Annotated in this window: 18 protein-coding genes and 3 tRNA genes; 16 read left to right on the top strand and 5 right to left on the bottom strand. The window is 71.8% G+C overall.

Going from position 1 to position 25,528, the window contains the following annotated elements; all coding sequences use genetic code 11:
* Positions 1-108: 108 nt before the first annotated feature.
* Positions 109-1,548 (bottom strand): FGGY family carbohydrate kinase, encoded by a 1,440-nt coding sequence (locus tag ACIQKA_RS09070; protein ID WP_402540520.1) that lies wholly within the window; start codon positions 1,546-1,548, stop codon positions 109-111.
* 27 nt (positions 1,549-1,575) lie between these two features.
* Entirely contained in the window at positions 1,576-1,887 is a 312-nt protein-coding gene (locus tag ACIQKA_RS09065; RefSeq protein ID WP_383151085.1) for a YtxH domain-containing protein, read from the bottom strand.
* Between the two features lie 170 nt (positions 1,888-2,057).
* On the opposite strand from ACIQKA_RS09065, the gene ACIQKA_RS09060 reads away from it, so the two are divergent.
* The 16 genes from ACIQKA_RS09060 (at position 2,058) to ACIQKA_RS08985 (ending at position 21,239) form a co-directional block, all read left to right on the top strand.
* A tRNA-Asn gene (locus ACIQKA_RS09060) sits at positions 2,058-2,130 on the top strand.
* A gap of 5 nt (positions 2,131-2,135) precedes the next feature.
* Positions 2,136-2,208: transfer RNA gene (locus ACIQKA_RS09055), tRNA-Asn, on the top strand.
* 165 nt (positions 2,209-2,373) lie between these two features.
* Positions 2,374-2,447 (top strand) — tRNA-Ile (locus ACIQKA_RS09050).
* Positions 2,448-3,896: 1,449 nt separating this feature from the next.
* On the top strand, positions 3,897-5,180 hold the full coding sequence (gene eno, locus ACIQKA_RS09045; RefSeq protein WP_383151086.1) for a phosphopyruvate hydratase: 1,284 nt from the start codon (positions 3,897-3,899) through the stop codon (positions 5,178-5,180).
* A 50-nt stretch (positions 5,181-5,230) separates the two neighbouring features.
* Complete coding sequence (locus ACIQKA_RS09040; RefSeq protein WP_383151087.1) at positions 5,231-6,493, top strand: ATP-grasp domain-containing protein; 1,263 nt, start codon at positions 5,231-5,233, stop codon at positions 6,491-6,493.
* Positions 6,494-6,536: 43 nt separating this feature from the next.
* Positions 6,537-7,541 (top strand): SGNH/GDSL hydrolase family protein, encoded by a 1,005-nt coding sequence (locus tag ACIQKA_RS09035; RefSeq protein WP_383151088.1) that lies wholly within the window; start codon positions 6,537-6,539, stop codon positions 7,539-7,541.
* A gap of 130 nt (positions 7,542-7,671) precedes the next feature.
* On the top strand, positions 7,672-9,825 hold the full coding sequence (locus tag ACIQKA_RS09030) for an iron-containing redox enzyme family protein (RefSeq protein WP_402540518.1): 2,154 nt from the start codon (positions 7,672-7,674) through the stop codon (positions 9,823-9,825).
* Entirely contained in the window at positions 9,825-11,663 is a 1,839-nt protein-coding gene (locus ACIQKA_RS09025) for a carbamoyltransferase (RefSeq protein WP_402540516.1), read from the top strand. The genes ACIQKA_RS09030 and ACIQKA_RS09025 overlap by 1 nt, the downstream gene beginning before the upstream one ends.
* Positions 11,664-11,678: 15 nt before the next feature.
* Positions 11,679-11,825 (top strand): hypothetical protein, encoded by a 147-nt coding sequence (locus ACIQKA_RS09020; protein WP_383151092.1) that lies wholly within the window; start codon positions 11,679-11,681, stop codon positions 11,823-11,825.
* A gap of 52 nt (positions 11,826-11,877) precedes the next feature.
* Complete coding sequence (locus tag ACIQKA_RS09015) at positions 11,878-12,285, top strand: DUF6917 domain-containing protein (RefSeq protein WP_402540515.1); 408 nt, start codon at positions 11,878-11,880, stop codon at positions 12,283-12,285.
* Positions 12,285-13,493 (top strand): pyridoxal-phosphate dependent enzyme, encoded by a 1,209-nt coding sequence (locus ACIQKA_RS09010; RefSeq protein WP_383151094.1) that lies wholly within the window; start codon positions 12,285-12,287, stop codon positions 13,491-13,493. Before ACIQKA_RS09015 ends, ACIQKA_RS09010 begins: the two co-directional genes overlap by 1 nt.
* Positions 13,490-15,124 carry a thiamine pyrophosphate-binding protein gene (locus tag ACIQKA_RS09005; protein ID WP_402540514.1) on the top strand — a complete coding sequence of 545 codons (1,635 nt, stop codon included), beginning with the start codon at positions 13,490-13,492 and terminating at the stop codon, positions 15,122-15,124. The genes ACIQKA_RS09010 and ACIQKA_RS09005 overlap by 4 nt, the downstream gene beginning before the upstream one ends.
* 1 nt (position 15,125) lies before the next feature.
* The gene (locus tag ACIQKA_RS09000; RefSeq protein ID WP_383151097.1) at positions 15,126-16,388 is read left to right on the top strand and encodes an ATP-grasp domain-containing protein; all 1,263 of its coding nucleotides are present in this window, start codon (positions 15,126-15,128) and stop codon (positions 16,386-16,388) included.
* A 175-nt stretch (positions 16,389-16,563) separates the two neighbouring features.
* Complete coding sequence (locus tag ACIQKA_RS08995; protein ID WP_402540513.1) at positions 16,564-18,363, top strand: HAD-IA family hydrolase; 1,800 nt, start codon at positions 16,564-16,566, stop codon at positions 18,361-18,363.
* 378 nt (positions 18,364-18,741) lie between these two features.
* Positions 18,742-20,001, top strand: a complete 1,260-nt coding sequence (locus tag ACIQKA_RS08990; protein WP_383151099.1) for an ATP-grasp domain-containing protein — start codon at positions 18,742-18,744, stop codon at positions 19,999-20,001.
* Positions 19,998-21,239, top strand: a complete 1,242-nt coding sequence (locus ACIQKA_RS08985) for an MFS transporter (protein WP_383151100.1) — start codon at positions 19,998-20,000, stop codon at positions 21,237-21,239. The genes ACIQKA_RS08990 and ACIQKA_RS08985 overlap by 4 nt, the downstream gene beginning before the upstream one ends.
* A 128-nt stretch (positions 21,240-21,367) precedes the next feature.
* On the opposite strand, the gene ACIQKA_RS08980 is transcribed toward ACIQKA_RS08985, so the two are convergent.
* From ACIQKA_RS08980 to ACIQKA_RS08970, 3 genes are all read right to left on the bottom strand, one after another.
* Entirely contained in the window at positions 21,368-22,699 is a 1,332-nt protein-coding gene (locus ACIQKA_RS08980) for an aminotransferase class I/II-fold pyridoxal phosphate-dependent enzyme (RefSeq protein ID WP_383151101.1), read from the bottom strand.
* 58 nt (positions 22,700-22,757) lie between these two features.
* The gene (locus ACIQKA_RS08975) at positions 22,758-24,812 is read right to left on the bottom strand and encodes a phosphocholine-specific phospholipase C (RefSeq protein WP_402540511.1); all 2,055 of its coding nucleotides are present in this window, start codon (positions 24,810-24,812) and stop codon (positions 22,758-22,760) included.
* Positions 24,813-25,041: 229 nt separating this feature from the next.
* On the bottom strand, positions 25,042-25,458 hold the full coding sequence (locus ACIQKA_RS08970; protein ID WP_402540510.1) for an organic hydroperoxide resistance protein: 417 nt from the start codon (positions 25,456-25,458) through the stop codon (positions 25,042-25,044).
* Between the last annotated feature and the right edge of the window lie 70 nt (positions 25,459-25,528).

Below are 25,528 nucleotides of genomic sequence, written 5' to 3'. Positions count from 1 at the left end.
CGGAACGACGGCGGTCACCCGCCCCGGGCCGGGCGGCCGTCCGGCCCGGGCCCGGGAGCCGAACCGCCCCCGGGCCGGTGTCACCCCGCGAATGCCCCCGGGCCGGTGTCACCCCGCGAACGCGCCCGGGTGGATCTGCTCCCGCGTCGCCGTGTACTGCTGCCGCACGGCCCGTCCCGCCGCCAGCTCGTCCCCGGGCTCCAGGACCTGCGTGGCGGCGCCCTGCCAGGGCGGGGGAGCGGTGGGCGACAGGGTGCCCCGCGCGACCCCGAGGGCCCAGGCGGCCTGCCGGGCCGCGCCGAGCGCCGCGTAGTCGGCCGGCTGGGGGACGACGACCTGCGCCCCGAAGACCGCCGGTGACAGCGCCTGCACCGCGTGCAGCGCGGCGGCGGCGCCGAGCAGGAAGACCCGCCGCACCTCCACGCCCCGCCCGCGCAGCACGTCCAGGGCGTCGGCGAGCGCGCAGAGCATCCCCTCGAACGCCGCCCGCGCCAGGTGCTCGGGCTTCATCGACTCGCGACGCAGCCCGCTGAGCGTGCCCGCCGCGTGCGGCAGGTTCGGGGTCCGCTCGCCCTCCAGGTAGGGCAGCAGGACGAGCCCGGAGGCGCCCGGCGTCGACTTCAGGGCGAGCGCGGAGAGCTCGTCGAGGGAGTCGAGGCCCAGCATCTCGGCGGTGCCGCGCAGCGCCCGCACCGCGTTGGAGGTGGAGACGACCGGCAGGTGCATGCCGGTGGCGTCGGCGAAGGAGGTGATCGTGCCGCCGGGGTCGGAGAGGGCCTCGTGGTGCACGGCCATCACGGAGCCGGAGGCGCCGAGCGAGACCACCACGTCGCCGCGGCCGAGCCCGAGGCCGAGCGCGGCGGCCATCGTCTCGCCGGTGCCGGCGGAGATCAGCAGCCCCTCGGGGGTGGTGCCGGCGGCGTCGGAGGGCCCGAGGACCTCGGGCAGCGCGGCCCGGTGCCCGAGCGCGAGCTCGACCAGGTCGGGGCGGTACGCGCCGGTGCGGGCCGACCAGTAGCCGGTGGCGGAGGCGGCGCCCCGGTCGGTGGTGCGGCGCGCGGGGCGGCCGAGGAGCTGCCAGACCAGCCAGTCGTGCGGCTGGAGGACCAGCGCGGTGCGCCGGGCGTGCTCGGGCTCGGTGCGGGCCAGCCAGCGCAGCTTGGCGACCGGCTGCCCGGCGGCGGGCACGCTGCCGACGGCCTCGGCCCAGGCCTGCCGGCCGCCGAGGGAGTCGAGCAGGTCGGCGGCGGCGACCTGCGCCCGTTTGTCGTTGCGCACGAGCGCGGGCCGCACGAGGCCGCCCTGCGCGTCGAGCGGCACGAGCCCGTGCTGCTGCGCGGAGACCCCGATGGCCTCCACGCCCTCCAGGAGGCCGCCGGTGGCGGCCTCCCCGAGCGAGAGCAGCCAGGTCTGCGGATCGACGTCCACCGCCTTCGGTTCCCCGGGATGCGGGGCGTACCCCTGGCGCAGTACGGCACCCGTGTCGGTGTCGCAGACGACGATGCGTGTGAACTCGGCAGAGCTGTCCAGTCCGGCGACTATCCCCATGACAGAGATTCTGCCGCACGCGGGGCCTCAGGTGTTGCTGGTGCCCCACTCCTCGTTCTCGACCTTTCCGTTGCTCCCGCTCCGCTCGCGCAGCGCGTGGACCTTGTCGGCCACGGCGGGCGGCAGGTGGTCGCCCACCTTGTCGCCCACCACGTGGGCGGCCTTGCCGGCGACCTGCCGCCCGGTCTGGGCGGCGGACTCGGCGGCGTTGCGCACGGCCGGGTTCTCGGTGAGGTCCTTGGCGGACTTCTTCAACTGTTCGTAGCGCTCGCGTCCGGCCCGCGTTCCGATCACGTAGCCGAGGGCGAGTCCGATGACGAAGGTCAGCTTGTATCGCATGGCCATCACCTTCCCTGGAGAGCTTCCCTGATGCATCGCTGGTGCCCACGGCGGTGCCACGGCGATACCGATTGGCGGAGCACCCCCCTGCTTGCGCTAATGTATGTGTCGCAGCGAACGAGCGCCGCCCGGGAAGGTCCGAGGTGGATCCGTTCGGTGCAACGCAGCAATCCCCTGTAGCTCAATTGGCAGAGCAGCCGGCTGTTAACCGGCAGGTTACTGGTTCGAGTCCAGTCGGGGGAGCGCGATCCCCTGTAGCTCAATTGGCAGAGCATTCGGCTGTTAACCGGAGGGTTGCTGGTTCGAGTCCAGCCGGGGGAGCGGAACGGAAGAGGACCCTTCGGGGTCCTTTTTCGCGTCCGGGGAACCGCGCGGGGCGCGGCGGGGTCTTCAGGGACGAGCAGAGCCGATCTTCCGGAGCAGGAGATCGTATGAGCGGCTATGCTGCGGCAGACGGCGCGCACACATGTACGCGCCTCACCGTACGGGGCGGTAGCTCAGCCGGTTAGAGCAGCGGACTCATAATCCGTCGGCCGTGGGTTCGAGTCCCACCCGCCCCACAAAGAAAAACGTTCTGACCTGCGAAATCGCCCATGCGGGGTGTCCTCCGCGCGAGGCGGGTCGAGCGCATCCGGTCCGTCTCGACGGGCCGGGGCCGTCCCGGCCCGAGGTCTTCGGCGGGGCGCGGGGCGAATCCAGGACGATGATGCCACGGCGATCCCGTGCCTCCCGCGTGTGACACGCCGCACATCGTGCCGAATATCCGCTTTCTCGGCGACACCTCACCGTTCGGACGTTCGGGCCGTCGGCGATCCGGTGGCCCGCCCCGGTCGTCGTGATCACCGGCGGGCCGCCCGGCTTGCGGCACGGCCGCCCGGCGGCGACGGCCACCGTGCCGGTGAAGGGGCCGGCGTTCTCGTCCCCCACCCGTCCCAGGAGGTCGCCGGCGCCGGGGGCGAGACCGCCGACCCGACCGCCGGGGGCCCGGCCGGCGTCGTCGCGCTCGCCGCCCTTCGCCCTCCGGAGGCGTCCCGAAGGGGCGAGGGGGGGCGACAAGGCGGCGGGGTGGCGGGACGACGGGACGACGGGGACGGCGGCCAGCGGACCTGACGTACTTTCACGCCGTCGAACGAATGCCCCGAAACGAGGGAGAGCGGGCGACGGCCGCCGAAAGCGCAGAGCGGTGCTTTCTCGTGGTCGATCGGTCCAGACGTCCTGAAGGCGGCGATAAAAGGCGGGGGTGGCCATAAACGGGCGTATCCAGCGCCGGTCCCACCCCGTGCGGCGGGCGGGCCTGCCGTCGTCCCGCGCGTCTCGCGCGCGTGGATCCGGGGTGACGCGCCCATGGGTGACGGGTCGTCAACTGCCGTTCCTCACAGCTGATATCAGCCACGCAGGCGAGATCCGAGTCCCGGATGGACGGGAGGGCGGAAGGCCTTGTCGTGGCCGGTTCCAGACGGTCGACGGGCGGGCGGACGGGTGTTCTGATCTATGGCTCGCACATGTCTTGACAGCCGTATAACCGTGGGTATAGCTCCCGGATTACTTCCGCAGGCAGAACGGGACATGCCGTTACATCGCGAATAACACGCGTGAACCGGACCGATCGACTTTGAGCCCTGCCCTGTCGGGGGAGCGTGTGGTTAGATTGCGACTGCGCGGCCACTTGGAGCCGTCGCACGGGGGATTGGAAGCAAGGCCCTTCAGTGTGGAAGGTCGCATTCGCTTCCCATTCAATTTTCTGAGTTCCGCCGCGGGTGCGTGTGAAGGTTCCGGAAGCCGTCCGGACCCGATCCCGTTCGTCATTCGCCGAAACCCTTCACGAATCGATCGGGGCAGAGCTCTGCCATCCGCCGCACAGGTGGAATGGTCGACGGAAACCACTTGACGGATTCCGTGTGCAACAGGCAGGTTCACCTCGGTGTCGAGGGCCTCCCGATGCACTGCGGCAGCAATGCTGTGCGGCTGGCGATCTGGCATGAAAATGTGGGAAACAGCGTAGGAGTGGAATGTCTGAGATTACTGGCGTGTTCGCACGTGAAATCGTCGACAGCCGTGGCAATCCCACTGTCGAGGTAGACGTCCGCCTGGCCGACGGCTCCCTGGGCAGGGCCGCCGTTCCCTCCGGCGCCTCCACCGGCACCCGGGAAGCGGTCGAACTCCGTGACTCCGACCCCGCCCGGTTCCGTGGCAAGGGCGTCACGCGTGCGGTTGCCGCAGTGAACGGGGAAATCGCGCGGGCGGTGCAGGGAATTCCGGCCGAAGCGCAGTCCACCGTCGACCGGCTGATGGTCGAGATCGACGGGACGGACAACAAGGGCCGGCTCGGCGCCAACGCGACGCTGGGCGTGTCGCTCGCGGTCGCCAAGGCCGCGGCCGCGTCGCACGACATTCCGCTGTACCGCTATGTCGGCGGAACTTTCGCGCACGTTCTCCCGACCCCGATGATCAACATCATCAACGGTGGTGCCCACGCGGACAACGCACTCGATTTCCAGGAATTCATGATTGCGCCGGTGGGTGCGAATTCCATGGCCGAGGCCGTACGCATGGGTTCCGAGGTCTTCCATACCCTGCGGGACCTTCTCCGCGCTGCCGGACACAACACCAACGTCGGTGACGAGGGTGGTTTCGCGCCCGATCTGGCCACGGCGGACGAGGCGCTCGCATTCATCGTCGAGGCCATCGACAAGAGCGGTTTCCGGCCCGGCCAGGACGTGGCGCTGCTGCTGGACCCCGCCTCCTCCGAGTTCTACCGCGACGGGGCCTACCACTACGCGGGCGAGAACCGCGTCCGGTCGGTCACCGAGCACGCCGACTACCTCGCCGACCTGGCGTCCCGATTCCCGATCGTGTCGATCGAGGACGGCATGGCCCAGGACGACTTCGAGGGCTGGAAGTACCTCACCGACGCCATCGGCTCCACCTGCCAGCTGGTCGGCGACGACGTCTTCTGCACCAACGTCCGCCTGCTCAGGGACGGCATCGACCGGGGCATCGCGAACTCGGTCCTGGTCAAGGTGAACCAGATCGGCACCCTGACCGAGATGCTGGACACCGCGAACACGGCCTTCCGCGCCGGCTACTCCGTGGTGATGTCGCACCGCTCGGGCGAGACCGAGGACACGACCATCGCCGATCTCGCGGTCGCCCTCAACTGCGGCCAGATCAAGACGGGTTCGCTGTCGCGCTCCGACCGGACGGCCAAGTACAACCAGCTGATCCGGATCGAGGAGGAGCTGGGATCCGAGTCGGTCTACGGCGGAACGAAGTTCTTCAACGGCATCGGCTGAGCAAGGGCAACCACGACCGCGGCCGCCGTGCACGGAAAGAAACGTAGCGAATGGGCATCCTCGTACTCCACAAGTCCAACGCCAGCCGACGCGGACACCTGGAGAGGGCGGCAGAGTACGCGAAGAGCAGGGGGGAGCGGTTCCTCCTCGCGGTGAAGGACCCGACCTGGGAGAAGGAACTCGCCGACGCCGTGGTGCCGGTGGACACCTCGGACGTCGGGGCGACGGTCGCCGCGGTGCGCGCGCTCGCGGCGGCCGAGCCGGAACCCGTCCGGGCCGTCGCGGCGTTCGTCGGGCACAGCGTGCCCGCCGCCGCCGCGGTCGCCGCCGACCTGGGACTCCCCTTCGTCGGCGAACGGACGGCGCGCACGGTGCGCGACAAGTACGCCATGCGCGAGGCCTTCGCCGCGGGGAACGTGCCGCAGCCGGCCTACGGGCTGGCCCGGACGCTCGACGAGGCCGTGGAGCAGGCCGCCCGCATCGGCTTCCCGCTGGTGCTGAAGCCGCTCGTCGACAACGACAGCGGCTACTTCCGCCGGGTGGACGACGTCGCGGAACTCACCGAGCACTTCACGGCGGTGCAGCGCGGCGCCTGGTCCGGGATCGCGCACGACCCGCTCTACGCCTGGGCGGTGGAGACGTACGACTCGGCCGTCCTGCTGGAGGAGTACCTGCCGGGCGCGGAGGTCAGCGTCGAGTCGATCGTCGTCGACGGCCACCCCCACGTGGTCGCCGTGCACGACAAGCCCGTCCCCATGGAGGGGCCCTACTTCGTCGACGTCCACTACGCGACCCCCAGCCGGCTCCCGGCGGAGGTGCGGGAGCGGATCGCCGAGCTCACCGCCGCCTCGCACCGGGCCGTCGGCATCGAGACGGGCGCCGTTCACACGGAGTTCCGGATCCGGAGCGACGGCACGCCGAGGATCCTGGAGACGGCGGCGCGCCTCGGCGGCGGGCCGGTCTACCAGTCGGTCCTGCTGAGCACCGGGATCGACATGGTCGCGGCGGTGCTCGACGTGGCGTCCGGCCGGACCCCGGACCTCACCCCCGGGCACGGGCCCAGGCCCGCCGGCTTCTACCTGTTCTTCGCCGAGAAGGCCGGGCGGATCAGCGGGATCGGCGGGGTGGAGGAGGCCCTCCGCAATCCCCGTGTGCACGAGATATCGCTCTACCGGAAGGTGGGGGACGCCGTCGACGTTCCGCCGCGCGTCTGGCAGTCGCACGGCCACGTGATCTTCACCGCCGACAGCGAAGCCGAATTCACCGCGACGTTCGACGAGCTTGTGAAGTCCATCAGGATCGAGACCGAATGATGTTCTCGACGAGGGTCCGGGCGCACCGCCCGAGGAGCTATCAGTGAAAATCAGGAACGAACTGGCGCCGTACCTCGCGGGCTACGAGGAGAAGTTCACGAGCAAGGGCGAGATCCGCTGGCTCCCGCACCTTCTCTTCTTCCACCCGCAATCCCACCGCTCGGACGTGGTGAACACCGACTCGATCGGTTTCCGGTACGCCACCGACGGCGACCGCAGCCGTTCGGTGGCCGACCAGGGGGACGCCGGGCCGGTGCGGCTCCTGGCCGGCAGCTCCACCGTCTTCGGCATCGGCGCCAGCTCCGACGCCTGGACGCTCCCCTCGCGGCTCAACGCCCACGACGACCGGCCCGGCACCTGGCTCAACTTCGGCGGCCGCAGCTTCAACTCGACGCAGGAGCTCCTCCTGCTCACGCTCTACCGCCACCTGCTGCCGAAGGTGGACGAGATCGTGCTGTTCTCCGGGTTCAACAACCTGAGCCTGGCCCGCATGCCGCAGATGCGGGAGGAGGACCACGGCACCTTCTTCCAGTACACGATGTACCAGGACATCTTCGCGCAGTACGCGAAGGCGAAGGCGCCGAGGCGCGGTCTGCTGCGCCGGGAGAAGGAGGCGCCCGCGCCGCCCGTGCCGGCCGCGCCGGGCATCGACGAGCAGATCGCCTACGCCGCCGACCTCACGCTGCGGCACCTGAGCGGCTGGAAGGCCCTGGCCTCCACCTGGGACGCCAAGATCACCTACATCCTCCAGCCGCTGTCGGGCTGGGTGCGCGACAAGGGCAGCCGGGAGGAGGAGCTCATCTTCGACGAGCTCGAACAGCACGGCGGTTTCGCCGCGATGTACGGCGACATCCTGAGCCGCGAGGTGAACGTCGAATACGCGGCCGTGCTGGAAAGGGGCGCGAAGGAGCTGGGAATCGACTTCGTCAACTTCAGCCCCGTCCTGGCCGAGTCCGCCCGGCAGGACCAGTGGCTCTTCATCGACCGCATCCATCTCACCGACCACGGTCATGATTTCGTCGCCGGCAAGATCCTGGAAAACATCTGATCTGGAGTTTCGCATGTCGTTCATCAAGTCCCTGATCAACCGGATTTTCCGCCGGAAGAAGGCGAAGAAGCCGGACGCGTCCATCTACCCGATGTTCTAGGGCCGATCGAGCACAGCAAGAGAGCATTCAATGTGGCGTGAGACGTACCGCCGGTGTGCCGACCCGGAGATATTCCTGGACACCACCGCGATCCAGGCACTCATGGCCGAGGTCGCGTCCGTCGATCCCGAGGCCGATCCTCCGCACCTGTCCGTCACGCTCGACGAGGCCTCCTCGTGGCGGGACGAACAGGGCGGTGCCTACCGAGAACTGACGGCTTCCGCCGATCGGGCCGGGGCTTCGGAGACCCTGGCGCACGCACTGCTCCGCCAGTCCGTGCCCCTCGCCTCGACGCTCGGGACCTGGTTGCAGGGCATGAGCGCGCCCGGGGTCTTCGAGGACGAGGTCCACCTCAGGATCCTGGCCCTGTTCGCCGACGACATCGGCGTCGGAGGGCCCCGCTCGTCGCGCCACGACGCCTTCAAGGTCCTCGCGGCGCGGTACGGCCGTCCCGAACTGGCCGTGGAGCCCGGGGAACTGGCCGCCGAGCGGCCGGTCCGGGACCACATGTTCGCGCTGCCCGCGGCCCTGTTCGCGCTCAGCCGGCGCGGCGACGCGTTCGCGCCGCTGATCGCCGGCGTCGACGTGGTGCTGCGCTCCGTCGGCCTGCTCCCCTGCTGGGAGGCGCTCCGCGCGGCCGAGGGCGCGCCGGCCGAGTGGGCGCGCCTGGACCTGGCGCGGTCCACCGGGGCCACCGACGTCGCGGCGCCCCTGGAGGTCTCGCGCGACGTGGCCGAGAGGTTCCGCGCGACCGGCGGGGCCGCGAGCCGCCGGGTCGCGTTCGGCGCGGCCTGGGCGCTCGACGCCCTGAGGTCGTGGGACGAGCTGCTGCTCGACGAGGCCCGCGCCGCGCTGCACCCGCAGCGCGCGATGGAACAGCTCATCCGGGAGCGGGCCCGGGAGGGCGCCGTCTACCACCAGAACTTCCGGATGGGCGGCGGAGACACCCTCTCCGAGCTGCTGGAGCGGGCGAAGACCGACCCGGGGCCGCTGCTGAAGGAGCTGGCCGCGACCCGCATGGTCAAGCCGGGCAACGCCGGACGCAGTTCGCTGGTCAACGGCCTGATCGGTCCGAAGGGCCCGATGTTCCGGGTCTTCTCGGCCGACGACGTCGAGGTGATCTCGAAGTGGATCGACTCGCTGGCCGACTCCGAGCCGGAGCCCGTGCCGCCGCCGGCCGCGCGGATCCCGGCCGCGCCGGATCCCGGCCTCCTCGACCGGACGGACGGGGACGGCGCGGTGCCGGCCGACATCCGCGAGGCGTACTTCGTGCTGCAGGGGCGCGTGCTGGCCCCGGGCACCCGCGACTTCGCCCTCCGGTACGTGCACCGCTGGCTGGCCCGGGCGAAGCGGTCGCTGGGCCGCACGGACCGTTCGCTGCCCGAGCGGTGGACGTCCGCCGGACTGCGCCCGTGGCTGCTGGACATGCACGACAAGCACGGCGTCGAGTTCGAGACCGGCAGGTCCGGCGGCATGCCGACCCGCGAGCAGGTCGTCGACGAGACGCTGCAACTGGCGCCGCTGACGCTGATCGACGGGGCGTGGCTCCAGGGCTTCACCGACGCGGGGCTCGCCACGACCCGGTACGGCTTCCCGCTGTTCGAGACGTACTGGGACGAGCTGGGCAACGGCGACATCGAGCTCAACCACCCCAAGATCTACCGCGACGTGCTGCGGGAGATGGGCATCGAGCTCGCGCCCACCGGCAGCCGGGAGTTCGCCCAGGACACCCGCTTCCGCGAGGAGTCGCTGGAGCGGCCGGTCTACTGGCTGTGCCTGGGCAAGCTGCCGCGCACCTTCCTGCCGGAGATCCTCGGCATGAACCTGGCGATGGAACTCTCCGGCGTCGGCGGCAGCTACCGCACCGCCCGGCGCTTCCTGAAGCACTACGGCTTCTCCACGCACTTCGTCGATCTGCACAACACGATCGACAACGTGTCCACCGGCCACTCCGCCTGGGCCGCCGACGCCATCGACACCCACATGCGCTCGGTGTCGAGGCTGTCGACCCCGGCGGAGTCCGCCGCCGAATGGGAGCGGGTCCGCATCGGCTACGAGTCGCTGGCCCCGCTGCCGCCGTCCACCATCGCCGACCGGATCGGCGACCGATTCCTGACAACTCCGTGGAAACCTCGATCGCAAGGCGGGTCGCTGTTCCACCACACACCGGTGGGGGTCTCCTGATGTCCATGTATACGCTGGGAATTTCGGCCTACTATCACGACAGCGCGGCCGCGCTGGTCCGCGACGGAGTCGTCGTGGCCGCCGCACAGCAGGAGCGTTTCAGCAGGGTCCGGCACGACTCCGCGTTCCCGGCGGACGCGATCGCGTACTGCCTGGACCACGCGGGGATATCCCTGGCGGACCTCGACGCCGTCGTCTACTACGAGGACCCGGCCCTGAAGTACGGGCGGGTGCTGTCCTCGTTCGCCAGCGCCGGCCCGCGCGGCCTCCGGCCGTTCTCGACCGTCCTGCCGGAATGGCTGCGCTGGAAGCGCGACGTCCTGAAGCGCATCGACGCCGAACTCGCGGCGATGGGACGCGGCACGGCGCCGGGAGCGGTCGCCTCGCAGCACCACCGCTCGCACGCCGCGTCGGCCTTCTTCCCCTCGCCGTTCGAGAACGCGGCGGTGCTCACGATCGACGGCGTCGGCGAATGGCAGACCACCACGATCTGGCACGGCCGCGGCGACTCCCTGGAACTGGTCAACTCGGTCTCGTACCCGCACTCGGTGGGAATGCTCTACTCGGCGTTCACCTACTACTGCGGCTTCAAGGTCGACTCCGGCGAGTACAAGCTGATGGGCCTGGCGCCCTACGGCGAGCCGCGGTACGCGGACCTCATCCGCCGGGAGCTGGTGAACGTCCGGCCCGACGGCTCGTTCACGCTGAACATGAAGTACTTCGAGTTCCACCAGGGCAGCCGCATGGTGGGACGCGCCTTCGAGGAGCTGTTCGGCGCGCCGGTCCGGGACGCGGAGAGCGAACTGGAGCAGCGCCACTGCGACCTGGCGGCCTCCGTGCAGGTGGTCACCGAGGAGATCGTGCTGGGCCTGGCGCGGGCGGCGGTCGAGCAGACCGGCGAGCGCGCGCTCGTCATGGCCGGCGGCGTCGCCCTGAACTGCGTCGCCAACGGCGTGCTCAGCCGCTCCGGCATCGTCGACGACCTGTGGATCCAGCCGGCGGCCGGCGACGCGGGCTGCGCGCTGGGCGCCGCGCTCGACCACTCGGTCCCGGCGCACGGCCGGCCGCACCTGGCCGACGGCGGCGACGGCATGTCGGGCGCCCTGCTCGGACCGGGCTTCTCCGACGGCGAGATCGAGGAGTTCCTGCGGGAGAACGGCTACGCCTTCACCACGTTCCCGCAGGAGAAGCTGTACGACGAGGTGGCCGGCCACCTGGCCGACGGCTCCGTGGTGGGCTGGTTCCAGGGGCGCATGGAGTTCGGCCCCCGCGCCCTGGGCGCCCGGTCGATCATCGGCGACCCGCGCGACCGGTCCATGCAGAAGCGCATGAACCTCAAGATCAAGTTCCGTGAGTCGTTCCGGCCGTTCGCGCCGGCCGTCCTCGCGGAGGACGCCGAGGACTACTTCGGCCTGGTCGGCGACAGCCCGTACATGCTGGTGGTCGCCGAGGTCGCGGACCGGATCAAGACCGAGGCCTCGCGGAAGCCCGGCGGGCCGAGCCGCGGCCTGGGCAGCATCAACGAGGCCCGCTCGGAGCTGCCCGCCATCACGCACGTGGACCTCTCGGCCCGGGTGCAGACCGTCACCGAGCGCGACAACGCCCCGTACGCCCGGCTCCTGAGCGCCTTCAAGGCGGCGACCGGCTGCCCCGTCCTGGTGAACACGTCGTTCAACGTGCGCGGCGAGCCCATCGTGCACACCCCCGAGGACGCCTACCGCTGCTTCATGCGCACCGGGATGGACGTGCTCGTCCTCGGCAGCCACGTGCTGCACAAGGACGACCAGCCGCCGTTCGCCGAATCCGTCGACTGGCGCGACGAGATCCCGCTCGACTGACAAGGAATGGTCTCCATGCGTTTTGCAGCGTCCGCGGTGTTCGTCGCGGTGTTCGTTCCGATCTCGCTGTACCGGCGGCTGCGGGGATCGAGCCGTTTCGGTCCGCGCTTCCACCGGGGTCCCTCGGCCTGGGACCTGCCGCGCGCGGTGCGCCCGCGCTGACGGCGCCCACTCACGGAATCTTCCGGCTGAACCTTCCGAGAAGCAGGGAATGATGTTTACCAGCAGAGAACCGTTCCGGCTGCGTTGGGCCGCGGTCATGGACCACACGCGGCGCGACCGCGCCATCGAGCCGTCGGCCTGGCGGACGCGGTGCGTCCGCGCGGGCGAGGTGCACGAGTTCATCAACGTGGGCCCCGGTCCCCGATATCCCGTCGACCACGTCGAGTACTACGGATTCGCCACCTTCGAGACGTCCGGCGTCCTCGCGGTCGGCGACGCCCTGGTCAGCGGGGGACGCACGCTCGGCACCATCAGCGGCTTCGACGAAACCCACATGCCGAACCACTACAACATTCTCGTCGAGGGCGCGGAGCTCCGAAACGGCCACGCGCTCGGACTGAAGGCCGGAGAGGCCGTCACCACGCGCCCGAGAGAAGACAAGGATTCCGGGGGATCCTGATGTTTGACTACCAGAAGCTCTACGCGAACCACACACCGGCCGACCGTCCCGTCTTCCTCTGCCTCGACTGCGAGAAGGAGACGGACGACAGGACGCACCGGTGTCCCGACTGCAAGGGCGCGATCGACGTCCTGTATCCCCTCGACCGGGTGGGGCTCGGGGCGTTCGACTCGGACCCCAACCCGCTGCGGCGCTACAAGGACGTCCTGCCCGTCGCCGACGAGGACCACATCACCTGGCTGGGCGAGGGCAACACCCCCTGCACCGACGTGCCCGCGCTGGCCCGCCTCCTCGGCGTCCGCTCGGTGTACATCAAGGACGAGACGCGCAACCCCACGCGCTCGACCAAGGACCGCATCGCGTCGGCCTCCCTGAGCCGCTTCAAGGGCCTCGGCGTCCGCGAGTTCGTCATGGCCTCCACGGGCAACAGCTCCATGGCCTACGCGAACTCGATGAGCCTCGTCCGCGGCTTCAAGCTCCACATCTTCGTGGGAGAGCAGTTCGCGTACCGCCTGAACTACGCGGACCACCCCCAGATCGACACGCACGCCGTCGCCGGCTCCTTCGTCGGCGCGGGCGCGATCGCCCAGAAGTTCGCCGAGGACAACGGGTACTTCTGGGAGGGCGGCTTCTTCAACTACGCCCGCCGCGAGGGCCTCAAGATGTCCTACGTCGAGGCCTACCAGCAGATGCCGTCGGCCCCGACCCACGTCTTCCAGGCCATCAGCAGCGGCATGGGCCTGCTCGGCGGCTACAAGGGCGCCGTGGAGATGAACCGCCTCGGCCTCCTGGACAGCCTGCCGGCCTTCGTCGGCGTGCAGGAGGACAGCTGCGCCCCCATGGTCAGCGCGTGGAACGCGGGCCGCGCCGAGATCGCGGAGGAGGACATCGTCGAGAACCCCGAGGGACTGGCCCACGCCATCCAGCGGGGCGACCCGACGAACACCTACCCCTACCTGCGCTCGATGGCCCTCAACACGGGCGGCGCCCTGGTGGCCGCCCGGACGCACGACATGCACATGGCCAAGGGGCTGCTGAAGTCGCTCGGCTTCGACGCCTGCTACGCCGCCGCCGCGTGCCTCGCGGGCGCGATGCGGATGGCGCAGGAGGGCTCCCTCGCGGAGGACAGCGACCTGCTCGTCATCCTCACCGGCGCGGAGCGGCCCATGCTGCCCACGCCGACGAACATCCTGGCCGTGGCCTCATGACCACGGTCGCGGACGAGATCGCCCGCAGGCTGGCGGAGCGCGGCGTCTCCCAGGTCTTCGGATACCCGGGAGAGACCTCGCTCTCGCTGTACGCCGCCTTCCAGCGGAGCGACGAACTCACCCACGTCGTCGGCCGGTGCCCCAGGGGAGCGGCCTACGCGGCCGAGGCCTACGCCCGGATCAGCGGGCGCGTCGCGGTCTGCGACGCCCCGGGAGGAATCGGGTCCCCCTACGCCACCCCGGCCCTCCTGGAGGCCTACAACAGCGGCACGCCGCTGGTGCTGATCACCTCGGGGCCCAGCAAGAGCACCCCGCGGCCGTGGGCGACGGGACAGGTCGAGCACACGCGGCTCTTCGAGGGCGTCGCGAAGCACGTCTACGTGGTCCGCGAGCAGCGGGGCGCGCTGGGCGTCCTCGACGCCGCGCTCGCCCTCGCGGAGCGGCCCCGCCGCGGCCCGGTCGTCGTGGAGATCGCCCCCGACGTCCTGGAGGCCGAGGCGGACCCGGCGCTGCTGACCGCGCCGCCCGCCGCGGCGGGAGCCACGGAGCCCGCCGCCACGGCCGTCACGGCCGACGGCGCGGTCGCGCGGGCCGCCGAAGCGGTCAGGCGGGGAGCGGGCGTCGCCCTGATCGCCGGCGGCGGCTCCCACGCGGCGGGCGCCGCCGAGGCCCTCCGGGAGTTCGTCGACCGGTTCGGCGTCCCGGTGTTCACCACCCTCAACGGCAAGGGCGTCCTCTCCGAGGTCGGCACCGACCTCCCCCGGGTCGTCGGCTCGAAGGGCGACACGCCCGCGAACGAGTACATCGGCGGCTGCGAGGTCGTGCTCTACGCGGGCTCCAAGATGGGCGACAAGTCGACCAACCAGTACGCGTGGCCGTCGCCCGGCCAGTTCCTCGTCCGGATCGACCACGACCCGGAGATCGAGGACGCCGACCCGGAGCACGGCTGCCTGCTGCGCGAGGACGTCGCCGACGGCCTCAAGCTGCTCTCCGACGCGCTGGGGGAGTGGTCCTACGCCGGGCCCCGCCCGTCGGCCGGCACCGCCGGCGACTGGTCGAAGACCGGCACCGCCTCCCTGGTGGCGACGGTCAACGCGGAGCTGTCGGACCGGGACGTCTGCGTCGGCGAGGCCAGCGTCGCGAGCGGCTGGTTCGGCGCGCTGCTGCGCCTGGCGCCGCCGCAGCGCCTCATCACCCCGCGCGGGACCGGAAGCCTCGGCTACGCGATCCCCGCCTCCGTCGGCGCGGCCGTCGCACGCCCCGACGCGACGGTGTGGACCCTGGTCGGCGACGGCGGACTCACCATGTCCGTCGGCGAGCTGGAGACCATCGCGCGCCTCGGCCTCGACGTGAAGATCACCGTCCTCGACAACGGGCGGCTCAACCTGATCGACCAGCACGCCATCCACCGCCACGGAGCCGCCGCCGTCAGCCGGGACTTCCACCGGATCGACTGGCCCGCCCTCTGCGCGTCGATCGGCCTGCCGGTGATGGCCTGCGACGACCCGGACCGCGACGCGCCGGAGATCGCGTCCTTCTTCTCCCGGCGGGGACCGGCCGTCCTCGTGCTCGACACGTCGGTCGACGAAGTCTCGCCGGACATGGCAATAGCAATTCGAAAGGTGCACTGAAATGACCCTGATGATCCTGCACACCCGCAACGCGAGCCGTCGCAAGCACCTCGCCAAGGCCGCGGAGACCGCCCACGCGCTGGGCCACCGGGCGATCGTCGTCGTGGAGGAGCCCAGCTGGGAGCACGAGTACGTCGACGCGGTCTACTCCGCGCCCACCGGTGACCTGGAGGCCACCGTCGCCCGGTGCCTGGAGATCGCGAAGGAGGAGTCCGAGCCCATAGCCGGCGTGATCGCGTTCGTCGAGCACAGCGTGCCGGCCGCCGCCGCCGTCGCCGACGCGCTCGGCCTCCCGTACATCTCCCCCGAGACGGCCACGAAGAGCCGCGACAAGCTGAGCATGCGCGAGGCGTTCGAGACGGTGGGCGTCTCGCAGCCGCGCTTCGCGCTCGCGTCCTCGGTCGAGGAGGCCCTGGAGGCCGCGGAGACGGTCAAGTACCCGCTGGTCATGAAGCCGATCATCGGCGGCGGCAGCATGTTCGTCCGCCGGGTCGACAACCCGGAGGAGCTCGCCGAGCACTTCGGGGAGATCCAGAAGGGCGCGTGGGCCGGCTTCGACTACGACCCGCTGTTCTTCCTCAAGTCCCGCTACGCGGAGGGGATCCTCCTGGAGGAGTTCCTCGTCGGCAACGAGATCAGCGTCGAGAGCTACGTGCAGGACGGCGAGACGACGGTCGTCGCCGTGCACGACAAGCCGACCCCGATGGACGGCCCCTTCTTCGAGGAGACCTTCTACGCGACCCCGACCGTGCTGACGGGCGAGACGCTGGAGAAGGTCAAGAAGTTCACGGCGCTGGCGCACCAGGGCCTCGGCATCACCCAGGGCGCCACCCACACCGAGTTCCGGGTCTCCCCGGACGGCGAGCCCTACATCCTGGAGACCGGCGCGCGGCTCGGCGGCGGCCCGGTCTACCAGAGCGTCCTGCTCTCGACCGGCATCGACATGGTCGAGGTCCTCACCAAGGTGTCGCTCGGCCAGGCCGTCGACGTTCTCGTGAACAGCGAGAACGCCCGGCACGTCGGCTTCTCGCTGCACTTCGGCGAGCAGCCCGGCGAGCTCGCCGCCGTGGAGGGCATCGAGACCCTCGAAGCCGACGAGACCGTCTCCGAGGTCATGATCTACAGCCGGATCGGCGACCTGATCGACGTCCCGCCGCGGGTCTGGCAGGCCCACGGGCACGTGATCTTCACCGCCGCCTCCCGCGCCGACATCATCGAGAAGCAGCGGCAGGTCAACGAGACGCTTCGCTTCCAGGTCCGCTGAACACCGCTTCCGCCCCCCCGCCGGCCGGCGGGGAGCGCGAGCGGCGCACGGTGACGTGAAGAACACCGGGGATGCGGCCGCGGCCCCCTGACGGGGCCCCGGCCGCACGCCCCCGAACACCGGCACGACGTCTGCCGGACGAAAGGTTCCCTGGCTGTGGTGGATGTGGTGACGCATGCGCTGTGACGCGTTCTCCCTCGACCTGGACGAGACCCTCATCGACTATTCCGTGAGTTCGGTGCGGGCGCTCGAAGCGATCGGCGGGCACGGGTCGGACCTGCCGCGGTGGCACGAGGTGTCCGCCCGCGCGGACCGCGACGTGAACCGGGGCCTCCTCCCCGCCGAGGAGTACGAACGCGACCGGATCCGCCGGTTCCACGAGGCCCGTCACGGCCGGATCCTGCCCGCGCCGGAGCTGGACGACCTCGTCGCGGCGCGCCGCGACGCCGTGCTCGCGTCCGTGCGCCTGTTCCCCGACGCCGTCCGGTTCCTCGCCTCCGCGGAAGAGCTCGGCGTCCCGTGCGTCGCCGTCTCCAACTCGTTCGCGGTGCTGCGCGAGGACATCGTCCGACGGCTCGACCTGGCCAGGCACTTCGCGCACATCAAGTACTGCGGGGACGACGTGCACCGCAAGCCCGCGAAACAGGCGTTCTCCGACGGGCTCGCGGCCCTCGGCGGAGCGGAAGCCGTCGTGCACATCGGCGACGAGTACGAGGCCGACGTCGTCGGCGCCGGGAACGCGGGCCTGCGGGGCGTGCACGTCAACCGGTCCGGCACCGGCTGCGCCCACGCCGGAGCCTGCGTCACCTCGCTCGACGTCTCCCTGGAGCGCCACGCGCACGGCCACTTCGTACGGTTCGACTCGGGGCTGCGCCTGACGGTCGACCGGCGGCACCCGCCGCACGGGCCGAAGCCCCCGAACGGGCCGCGCCGCCGCCCGCCTTCCGACCCGGCCCCCACACCACCGCAAGGAGTTCCCGCCATGACTTCCGCACCCGCCGACGCCGTCTACCGCGGCGGCGTCCCCGTCGCCGAGCTGATCCGCTCCGGTTTCACCGAGAGCTTCCACCGGGGCTCCGTCGCGGTGACCGACTCCACCGGCAGCCCGATCGCCGGGGTCGGCGACGCGGTCGCGCCCGTCTTCCCGCGCTCGGCCATCAAGCCAGTGCTCGCCGTCGCGATGCTGCACGCCGGCTGGAAGCCCGCCGGCACCGCCGAACTGGCCGTCGCGGCGGCCAGCCACCGGGGCGAACCGGCGCACGTGGAGCGGGTCGAGGCGATCCTCGCGGCCGCGGGCCTGGACGGCGACGCCCTGCGCTGCCCGCCGGACCTCCCCACCGACCCGGCCGCCTCCCGCGCGGTCGTCGCCGCCGGCGGCGACGCCCGGCGCACCTACATGACCTGCTCGGGCAAGCACGCGGCGATGCTCGCGACGTGCGTCGCCAACGGCTGGGACACCGGGACCTACCTGGAACTCGACCACCCGCTGCAGAAGTCGGCCGCGTCGGTGATCGAGGAACTGACCGGCGAGAAGGTCGCGGCGACCGGCGTCGACGGGTGCGGGGTGCCGATCTTCGCGGTGGGCCTGACCGGCCTGGCCCGCGCGATGGCGCGCCTCGTGGAGGCCCCCGGGGGCACCGAGGAGCGTGCGGTGGCCGACGCCATGCGCGCCCACCCGCACCTCGTCGAGGGCACCGACCAGACGGACGTGCGGGCGATGGAGGCGGTCCCCGGCCTGCTGGCCAAGTTCGGGGCCGAGGGCCTCCACCTGCTGGCCGCACCGGGAGCCGGGGCCGTGGCGGTGAAGATCGACGACGGCGCGAGCCGCGCGTCCATGGCGGTGGCCCTGGACGCGTTCACCACGCTCGGCCGCCTGACGGTGCCGGAGTCCGCCAAGGAGGCCGTGGAGAAGCTGATCCGCCCCGAGATCCGGGGCGGCGGCCGGCCGGTCGGCCACCTCCGCACGCTGCTGTAACGGGGCACCCGCGCGCACCAACGGCCCATCGGGTTAAATGGCGAGGCTGTCACCGACGTCGTCGACCGTGGTGCCGCCCCGCGCGCGGGGACCGGCCGGTCCGGCGTTCCACCGGGCCGGCCGCGACCCGACGCGGACACGGGTACGCCGCGGCGCGGCGCGTTTCGACGCGGGCCCACCCCTCCCGCCGTCAGGTGACGCGAGCGCGTGAAGGACCGAACGGGGACACCCCTCGAAAAGCCTCATCCCACTTGAGAGAAACGAACCTGTGAGAATTCTGCTCCCGCACACGAGGCATCCCAGCCGACCGCAGCAGCCGACCCGGGGACGGGACAACACCGGGACCCGGTCCCGCCTGGGCACGGCCGGGGAGGTCCGATGAGGTACCTGGTCCTCAACCGGACCCCGCTCGCCGCGGGCCTCCGCTTCCCCGACTGGATCGGCGCCGACGACGAGGCGGTCCTGCTGACCGACACCGCGGCCGTCTCGACCGACCCGCGGGAGCGCGCCGCCCAGCTCGCCGGGTACGTCCACGTGGAGTTCTTCGACGACTTCCACTTCAACCCCCTGGTGGAGAGCCGGGCCGTCGCGATGCACCGGAAGTGGGAGTTCGACCGCGTCCTCGCGCTCTCGGAGTTCGACATCCTGCGCGCCGCGCGCCTGCGCGAGATCTTCTCCGTGCCGGGGCAGGACGTCGCCGGCGCGACCGCCTTCCGCGACAAGCTGGAGATGAAGCGCATACTCTCCGAGGCCGGCGTCCCGCTCGCGCGCTACGCGCCCGTCTCGAACCTCGCCGACCTGCTCGGCTTCGTCGAGCGGAACGGGTACCCGGTCGTCGTCAAGCCGCGGCGCGGCGGCGGCTCCATGGACGTGCACGTCCTGCGCGGCGAGGAGGACATCGACCCCCTGCTCGTCGCGCACCGCGACCTCGGCACCGACGACGGCGCCCAGCTCATCGCCGAGCAGTACGTCGAGCACGAACTGCTGCACGTCGACGGCATCGTCCTCGGCGGGGAGATCAGGCTCATCTGGGCCTCGACCCAGGGCGACAGCACCTGCCTGGACATCAAGCAGGGGAACGCCCTGCACAGCTGTCTCATGGACCCGGACGACCCGCTGCTCGCGCCCGCGCAGGAACTCACGCGCCGGGCCCTGACCGCGCTGCCGACGCCGGACACCTCCATGTTCCACGCCGAGGTCTTCCTCACCGGGGACGGGCGCATGGTGTTCAACGAGGTCGCCAGCCGCATGGGCGGAGGGATGATCGAGGACGTGCTCAAGCTGGGCTTCGGCGTCTTCCTGCCCGAGGTCTACGTCCGCTTCCTCAGCGGACACGAACCGCTCGACGTCCCGGCCGCCCCGCTGCGGATCGCCGGCCTCTCGCTGTTCCCGCCGCGCCCCGGCACCCTCGTGGAGATCCCCGAGGAGTGCCCGGTGCCCGGGATCACCGAGTACCGCAGGTACGCCGAGCCGGGGGCCGAGCTCGAACTCGCCAAGCTGAGCGTGGAGAAGATCGGTTCCGTGCTCGCCACCGGCGACACGCGCGAGGAGGTCGAGACCGCCCTGTCCGACGCCCTGGCGTGGTTCGGGCGGTCCACCGTCATCCGGGCCTCCGGCGAAGCGGACCCGGCATCGTGATCGAGACGCTGCGCCTCGCCAGGCGCACGCCCGGCTGCCTGCTGCTGCTGATCGGCAACTTCGCCGTCGCGTTCGGCAGCAACATCGTCATCCCGTTCCTCGCCGTCTACCTCACGCGGGAGCAGCACCTCAGCCCCGTCGTGGTCGCCATGGCCATCACGGTCAAGTTCTGGTCCCAGCAGGGGCTTTCCATGCTGGGCGGCTGGATCGCCGACCGGGTGGGCCCGGTCCCCGCCATGTGCGGCGGACTCCTGGTCAGGGCGCTGTCGTACCTGCTGCTCCTGGTGGCCTCCGGACCCGTCCAGGTCGTGACCGCGTGCGCGCTCCTGGGACTGGGCGGCGCGATCTACGTGCCGGCGTCGAAGGCGGCGCTGGTGCGGCTGCTGGGGACGGGGGACCGGCTCAGGACGGTCTTCGCGCTGCGCAGCACCGCGAACAACGTGGGCTGCGCCGTCGGTCCGCTGGCCGGCAGCCTCCTGCTGCTGGTCGCCGACCCCCGGATCGGCTTCGTCGTCACCAGCTGCATCTACGTGGTGCTCGCGGTCTTCCTGCTGCGGCTGCGTTCCCTCACGAGCGCCGAGGAACCGGCCGACCCGAACGCGAAGGCCGCCGTCGACGGCGCGACCGCCTCCGTGGACCGCCGGAAGCTCGGCTGGGTGCTCGCCTGCGCCTTCGCCTTCGGGTTCTGCTACATCCAGCTCGAATACGCGCTGCCCGTCTTCACCGGCAGCGTGCAGAGCTCGTCCCTCGTCGGCGTCCTGTTCACCGTCAACGCGATCGCCGTGGTGCTGCTCCAGGTCCCGCTGAACCAGTACACCAGCAGGATCAGCAGCTCCGCGCTGGTCATCTGCGGCGCCCTGCTGCTCATGACGACCAGCTTCGCCGCCGCCTCGATGGGATCGGTGGGGAGCCTGGTGGCGTCCGTCCTGCTGTTCTCCGCGGCGGAGGTGCTGATCGACCCCCGCATCGACAGCGAGATGGCCAACACGGTGCCCGCGCACCGGCGCGGCATGGCCTTCGGCTTCATCGGCACCGCCATGGCCCTCGGCGGAGCCTGCGCCAACGGCCTGGCCGCCTGGCTGTCCACGGACGAGGGCGCCCCGGAGCGGCAGTTCTGGCTGCTGCTCGTCGTGGTGAGCGCGGCCTTCGCCGCGGTCCTCTACGTCGCCTCGTGGGCCACCCGCACCCGGAGCACGGCGAAGGCGGACCGCGACATGAGCCCCGTCTCGTCGGCCTAGGGGGTGTCTCGCCGATCCGGCCCGATCGGCGAGACGCCCCTGGGAGCGGAACCGTCCCGAGGACCGGGGGACGGCGAGGGGCGGGCCCGTCACGGGCCCGCCCCTTCCGCGTGCGACGGGCCGGACGGTCAGGCGTAACGCGCCCCGGAGCCCGGCCGGACCGCGTCCGCCACCGCGTCGGCGAGCCGCTCCACGTCCCCGGCCTCCAGCTGGGAGACGGTCAGGCGCACCGCGGGCGACGAGTCCACCCGGAAGCGGGCCCCGGGCGCCACCCCCCACCCCGCCGCCTGGAGCCGCGCCACGACCCCGGTCTCGTCGGCCACCGGCACCCACACGTTGAGCCCGCTGCGCCCCCGCGCCGCGATCCCGCGCCGGTCCAGGGCCGCGATCAGGGCCTCCCGGCGCGCGCCGTACGAGCGCGCCACGGCGGCGCCGTCGAGCACCCCGCGCTCCCACAGGTCCACGACCGCGTACTGGAGGATCCTGCTCACCCACCCCGGGCCGAGCCGGTACCGCCCCTGCACCCGGTCCGCGGTCATCCGGTCGGCGGTGAACATCGCCAGCCGCAGATCGGGTCCGTACGCCTTCGCGGTGGACCGCACGAACGCCCAGGCGCGGGTGGTGCCCGCCAGCGCGTGCAGCGGCTGGTGCACGATGGCGTGCCCGTGGTCGTCGTCGATCACCAGCACGTCCGGGTGGCGGGCGAGCAGTTCCCGCAGCGCGGCGGCGCGCTCCGCGCCCATGGCCGCGCCGGTGGGGTTCTGGGCCCGGTCGGTCACGATCAGCGCGCGGGCTCCCTTGGCGAGGGCCGCGGCCACGTCCTCGGGGCGCGGCCCGTCGTCGTCGAGGGCCACCGGAAGCACCTTCAGGCCCATCGCGGGCACCAGGTCGAGCAGGCTCCCCCAGCCCGGGTCCTCGACGGCCACCGCGTCGCCGTGCCGGAGGTGCGCGGACAGGATCCGCTCGATGGCGTCGAGCGCGCCCGAGGCCAGCACGACGGGACCGTCCGGCACGCCGTCCGCGTCGAAGGCGGCGCGGACGGCCCTTTCGAGCTCCGGGGCCACGACGGCGTCGCCGTACAGCCCCGGCCGGCGCGCGTACCGGCGGGCGGCGGCCGCGAGGGACTCGGTCAGCGGCGGCAGCAGCGCGGGATCCGGGTTCCCGGCGGCGATGTCCCGCACGCCGGGCGGGAGTTCGGTGCGGATGGCCTCGCGGGCGAGGGTGGCGGGCTCGGCCCGCACCCGGCTGCCGCGGCGGCCGTCGGTCTCGATCAGCCCGCGCTCGCGCAGGATCCGGTACGCGGCCGCCACCGTGTTGGGGTTCACGCCCAGTCCGGCCGCCAGCTCCCGCATGGGCGGCAGGGCGGCGCCGGGGAGCAGGGCGCCGGACGAGACGCCCCGCTCGACGCTGGCCGCGATGTCGGCCGCGCGGCCGCCCGTGATCACATACTGTCCTAGCACGAAAAGAATCATATGCTAGTGCAAAATCGGGGCCCGTCGCCGACGGGCCCCGACCGGCTCAGTACGTCAGGATCCCCGGGTCCGAGACGTCCGGCGCGCCCGTCTCCACGTGGCCCGCGAGGCGACGGAGGTAGTCCGGGGCCGACGCCGCCGTGACCGTCACGTCGTACCAGCGGTGGCCGGCGGTCAGGGGCACGGTGTGGGCGACCGTGGCCCCCTTGGCGACCGTCAGGGTCTTCGGGGCGGCCCCGTAGGAGTCGGCGACCGTCACCGTCGTGGTCGCGCCCGGGTTGGTGAAGGTCAGGTCCAGGTTGCCCGTGCCGGCGTCGTGGCGGGCGGCGACCTCCGGGACGGGCGTCTTCCCGGGGGAGCGGAAGCGGCGCAGGAAGCCGTTGGGGCCGTGGACCGTGAGGTCGGTGAGGCCGCTGGAGTACCTGGTGTTCCAGGTGTCCGCGATCGACTTGCCCGCCTCCGCCGTGTACGTCCAGGGCGCGTCCGTGCGGTTCGCCGAGGTGACGTGGAAGTGGGCGCCCGCGCCGGGGCCCGCGCCGAAGGTCAGGCGGAAGGTGCCGGCCGCCGTGTCGGCGGCGCCGTCCACGTACGGCGCGTACTTCAGCGGGCGGGTCGGCTTCGCGCCCCGCTCCTGGCGGGGCATCGTGCCCGACGCGGGCGCGGTGGCCGGGAAGTCGGGGTGGCGGCTGCGGTCCGGCGGGTAGTAGCCGGCGGTCGGCGGCAGCGCGGCCGGCCGGGCGTCCGCGCGCGTGAAGTCGAAGGCCGAGGTCAGATCGCCGCAGACGGCCCGCCGCCAGGGGGAGATCTGCGGCTCCCGGACGCCGAAGCGCGCCTCCATGAAGCGGATGACGGAGGTGTGGTCGAAGGTCTCGGAGCAGGTGTAGCCGCCCTTCGACCAGGGCGAGACGACGATCATCGGGACGCGCGGGCCGAGCCCGTAGGGTCCGGCGACGTAGCCCGTCTTGCCGGGGAAGTGGTCCAGGGCGGTCGCGACCGTGGAGAGGCCCTGCGCCGCCGACGCCGGGACGTACGGCGGGACCACGTGGTCGAAGAAGCCGTCGTTCTCGTCGTACGTGATGAACAGGGCCGTACGGGCCCACACGTCCGGGTTCGAGGTCAGCGCGTCCAGGACCTGCGCGATGTACCAGGCGCCGTAGTTGGCGGGCCAGTTGGAGTGCTCCGAGAAGGCCTCGGGGGCCGCGATCCAGGAGACCTTCGGCAGCCGCCCGCCCTGGACGTCGGCGCGCAGCCGGTCGAAGAGGCCCTCGCCGTTCTTGGCGTTCGTGCCCGTGCGGGCCTTGTCGTACAGCGGGTTCCCCGGCTGGGCGTTGCGGTAGCTGTTGAAGTAGAGGAGGGAGTTGTCGCCGTAGTTGCCCCGGTACGCGTCGTTGATCCAGCCCCAGTGGCCCGCCGCGTCCAGGCCGTCGCCGACGTCCTGGTAGATCCGCCAGGAGACCCCGGCCGCCTCCAGCCGCTCCGGGTACGTCTTCCAGCCGTACCCCGCCTCCGCGTTGTTGAGGACCGGGCCGCCGCCCGTGCCGTCGTTGCCGGTGTGGCCGCTCCACAGGTAGTAGCGGTTCGGGTCGGTGGAGCCGATGACCGAGCAGTGGTACGCGTCGCAGACCGTGAACGCGTCGGCGAGCGCGTAGTGGAACGGGATGTCCTCACGGGTGAGGTACGCCATCGTGGCCTTGGTCTTGGCCGGGATCCACTGGTCGTACCGGCCCTGCGCGAAGGCCTTCTGGCCGCCCGCCCAGTCGTGGTTGAGGCCCTGGAGGAACTCCATGCCGAGGCGGGCGCTCTCCGGCCGGAACGGCAGGGTCACCTTGGAGCCGTCGGACTGGTTCCAGACGGACTTGCCGCTGGGCAGGGTCACCGGCCGGGGGTCGCCGAAGCCGCGCACCCCCTTCAGCGAGCCGAAGTAGTGGTCGAAGGAACGGTTCTCCTGCATCAGGACCACGATGTGCTCGACGTCCTGGAGGGTGCCGGTGGCGCCCTGCGCCGGTATCGCGGCGGCGCGGGCGATGCTCTCCGAGAGCAGCGTGAACGCGGCGGCGCCGCCGGTCAGCCGAAGGAACCGGCGGCGGTCGAGGTCGGTCATGGGGAGTTCTCCTCCGGGGTGGGGGCCGACACGGGCGGAGCGTGCGGCGGCCGGGCTCCTGCCCGGCGGGCGCCCCAAGGACAGCGCCCGCGGGCCACCGCCCGGCGGCCGTCCCATGGCTGCCCGCCGTACGGCGGACGAACCCCCCGTGCCGTTCGTGCGAAGGTCCCGGTGCGCGCGGGCGGCACCGGGACCTTCGTACGTCTCCCGCGCGGAGGCGGGGGCACGGCTACTCGACGACGAGCTCGACCTCGATGTTGCCGCGGGTGGCCTTGGAGTAGGGGCAGAAGGCGTGGGTCTTCTCCAGGAGCGCCAGGCCCGCCTCGCCCTGGAGGTGCTCCGGGAACTCGGCGCGTATGACGACCGCGAGGCCGAAGCCGCCGTCGGCGGGGTCCTTGCCGAGGGAGACCTCGGCGGTGACGGAGGCGTCCGTGATGTCGATCTTCTCCTGGCGGGCGACCACGCCCATGGCGCTGGCGAAGCAGGCCGCGTACCCGGCGGCGAAGAGCTGCTCGGGGTTGGTGCCCCGTCCGTCGCCGCCGAGGGCCTGCGGGTGGGCGAGGGGGAGGTCGATGTGGCCGTCGGAGCTGACGGCGCGGCCCTCGCGGCCGTTGGCGGTGGCGACGGCGGTGTAGATCGCGTCCATGGGTTCCTCTTCCGTCCTGTCCTGGGATGCGGTGGCCCTTTATTTGTAGCGCGCTATTTAGTTGTGCGCA

This window comes from Streptomyces sp. NPDC092045 (assembly GCF_044756005.1).
Lineage (GTDB): Bacteria > Actinomycetota > Actinomycetes > Streptomycetales > Streptomycetaceae > Streptomyces.
The sequence above is the reverse complement of the archived record's forward strand: the minus strand, read 5'-3'. Positions and strand labels throughout refer to the sequence as shown.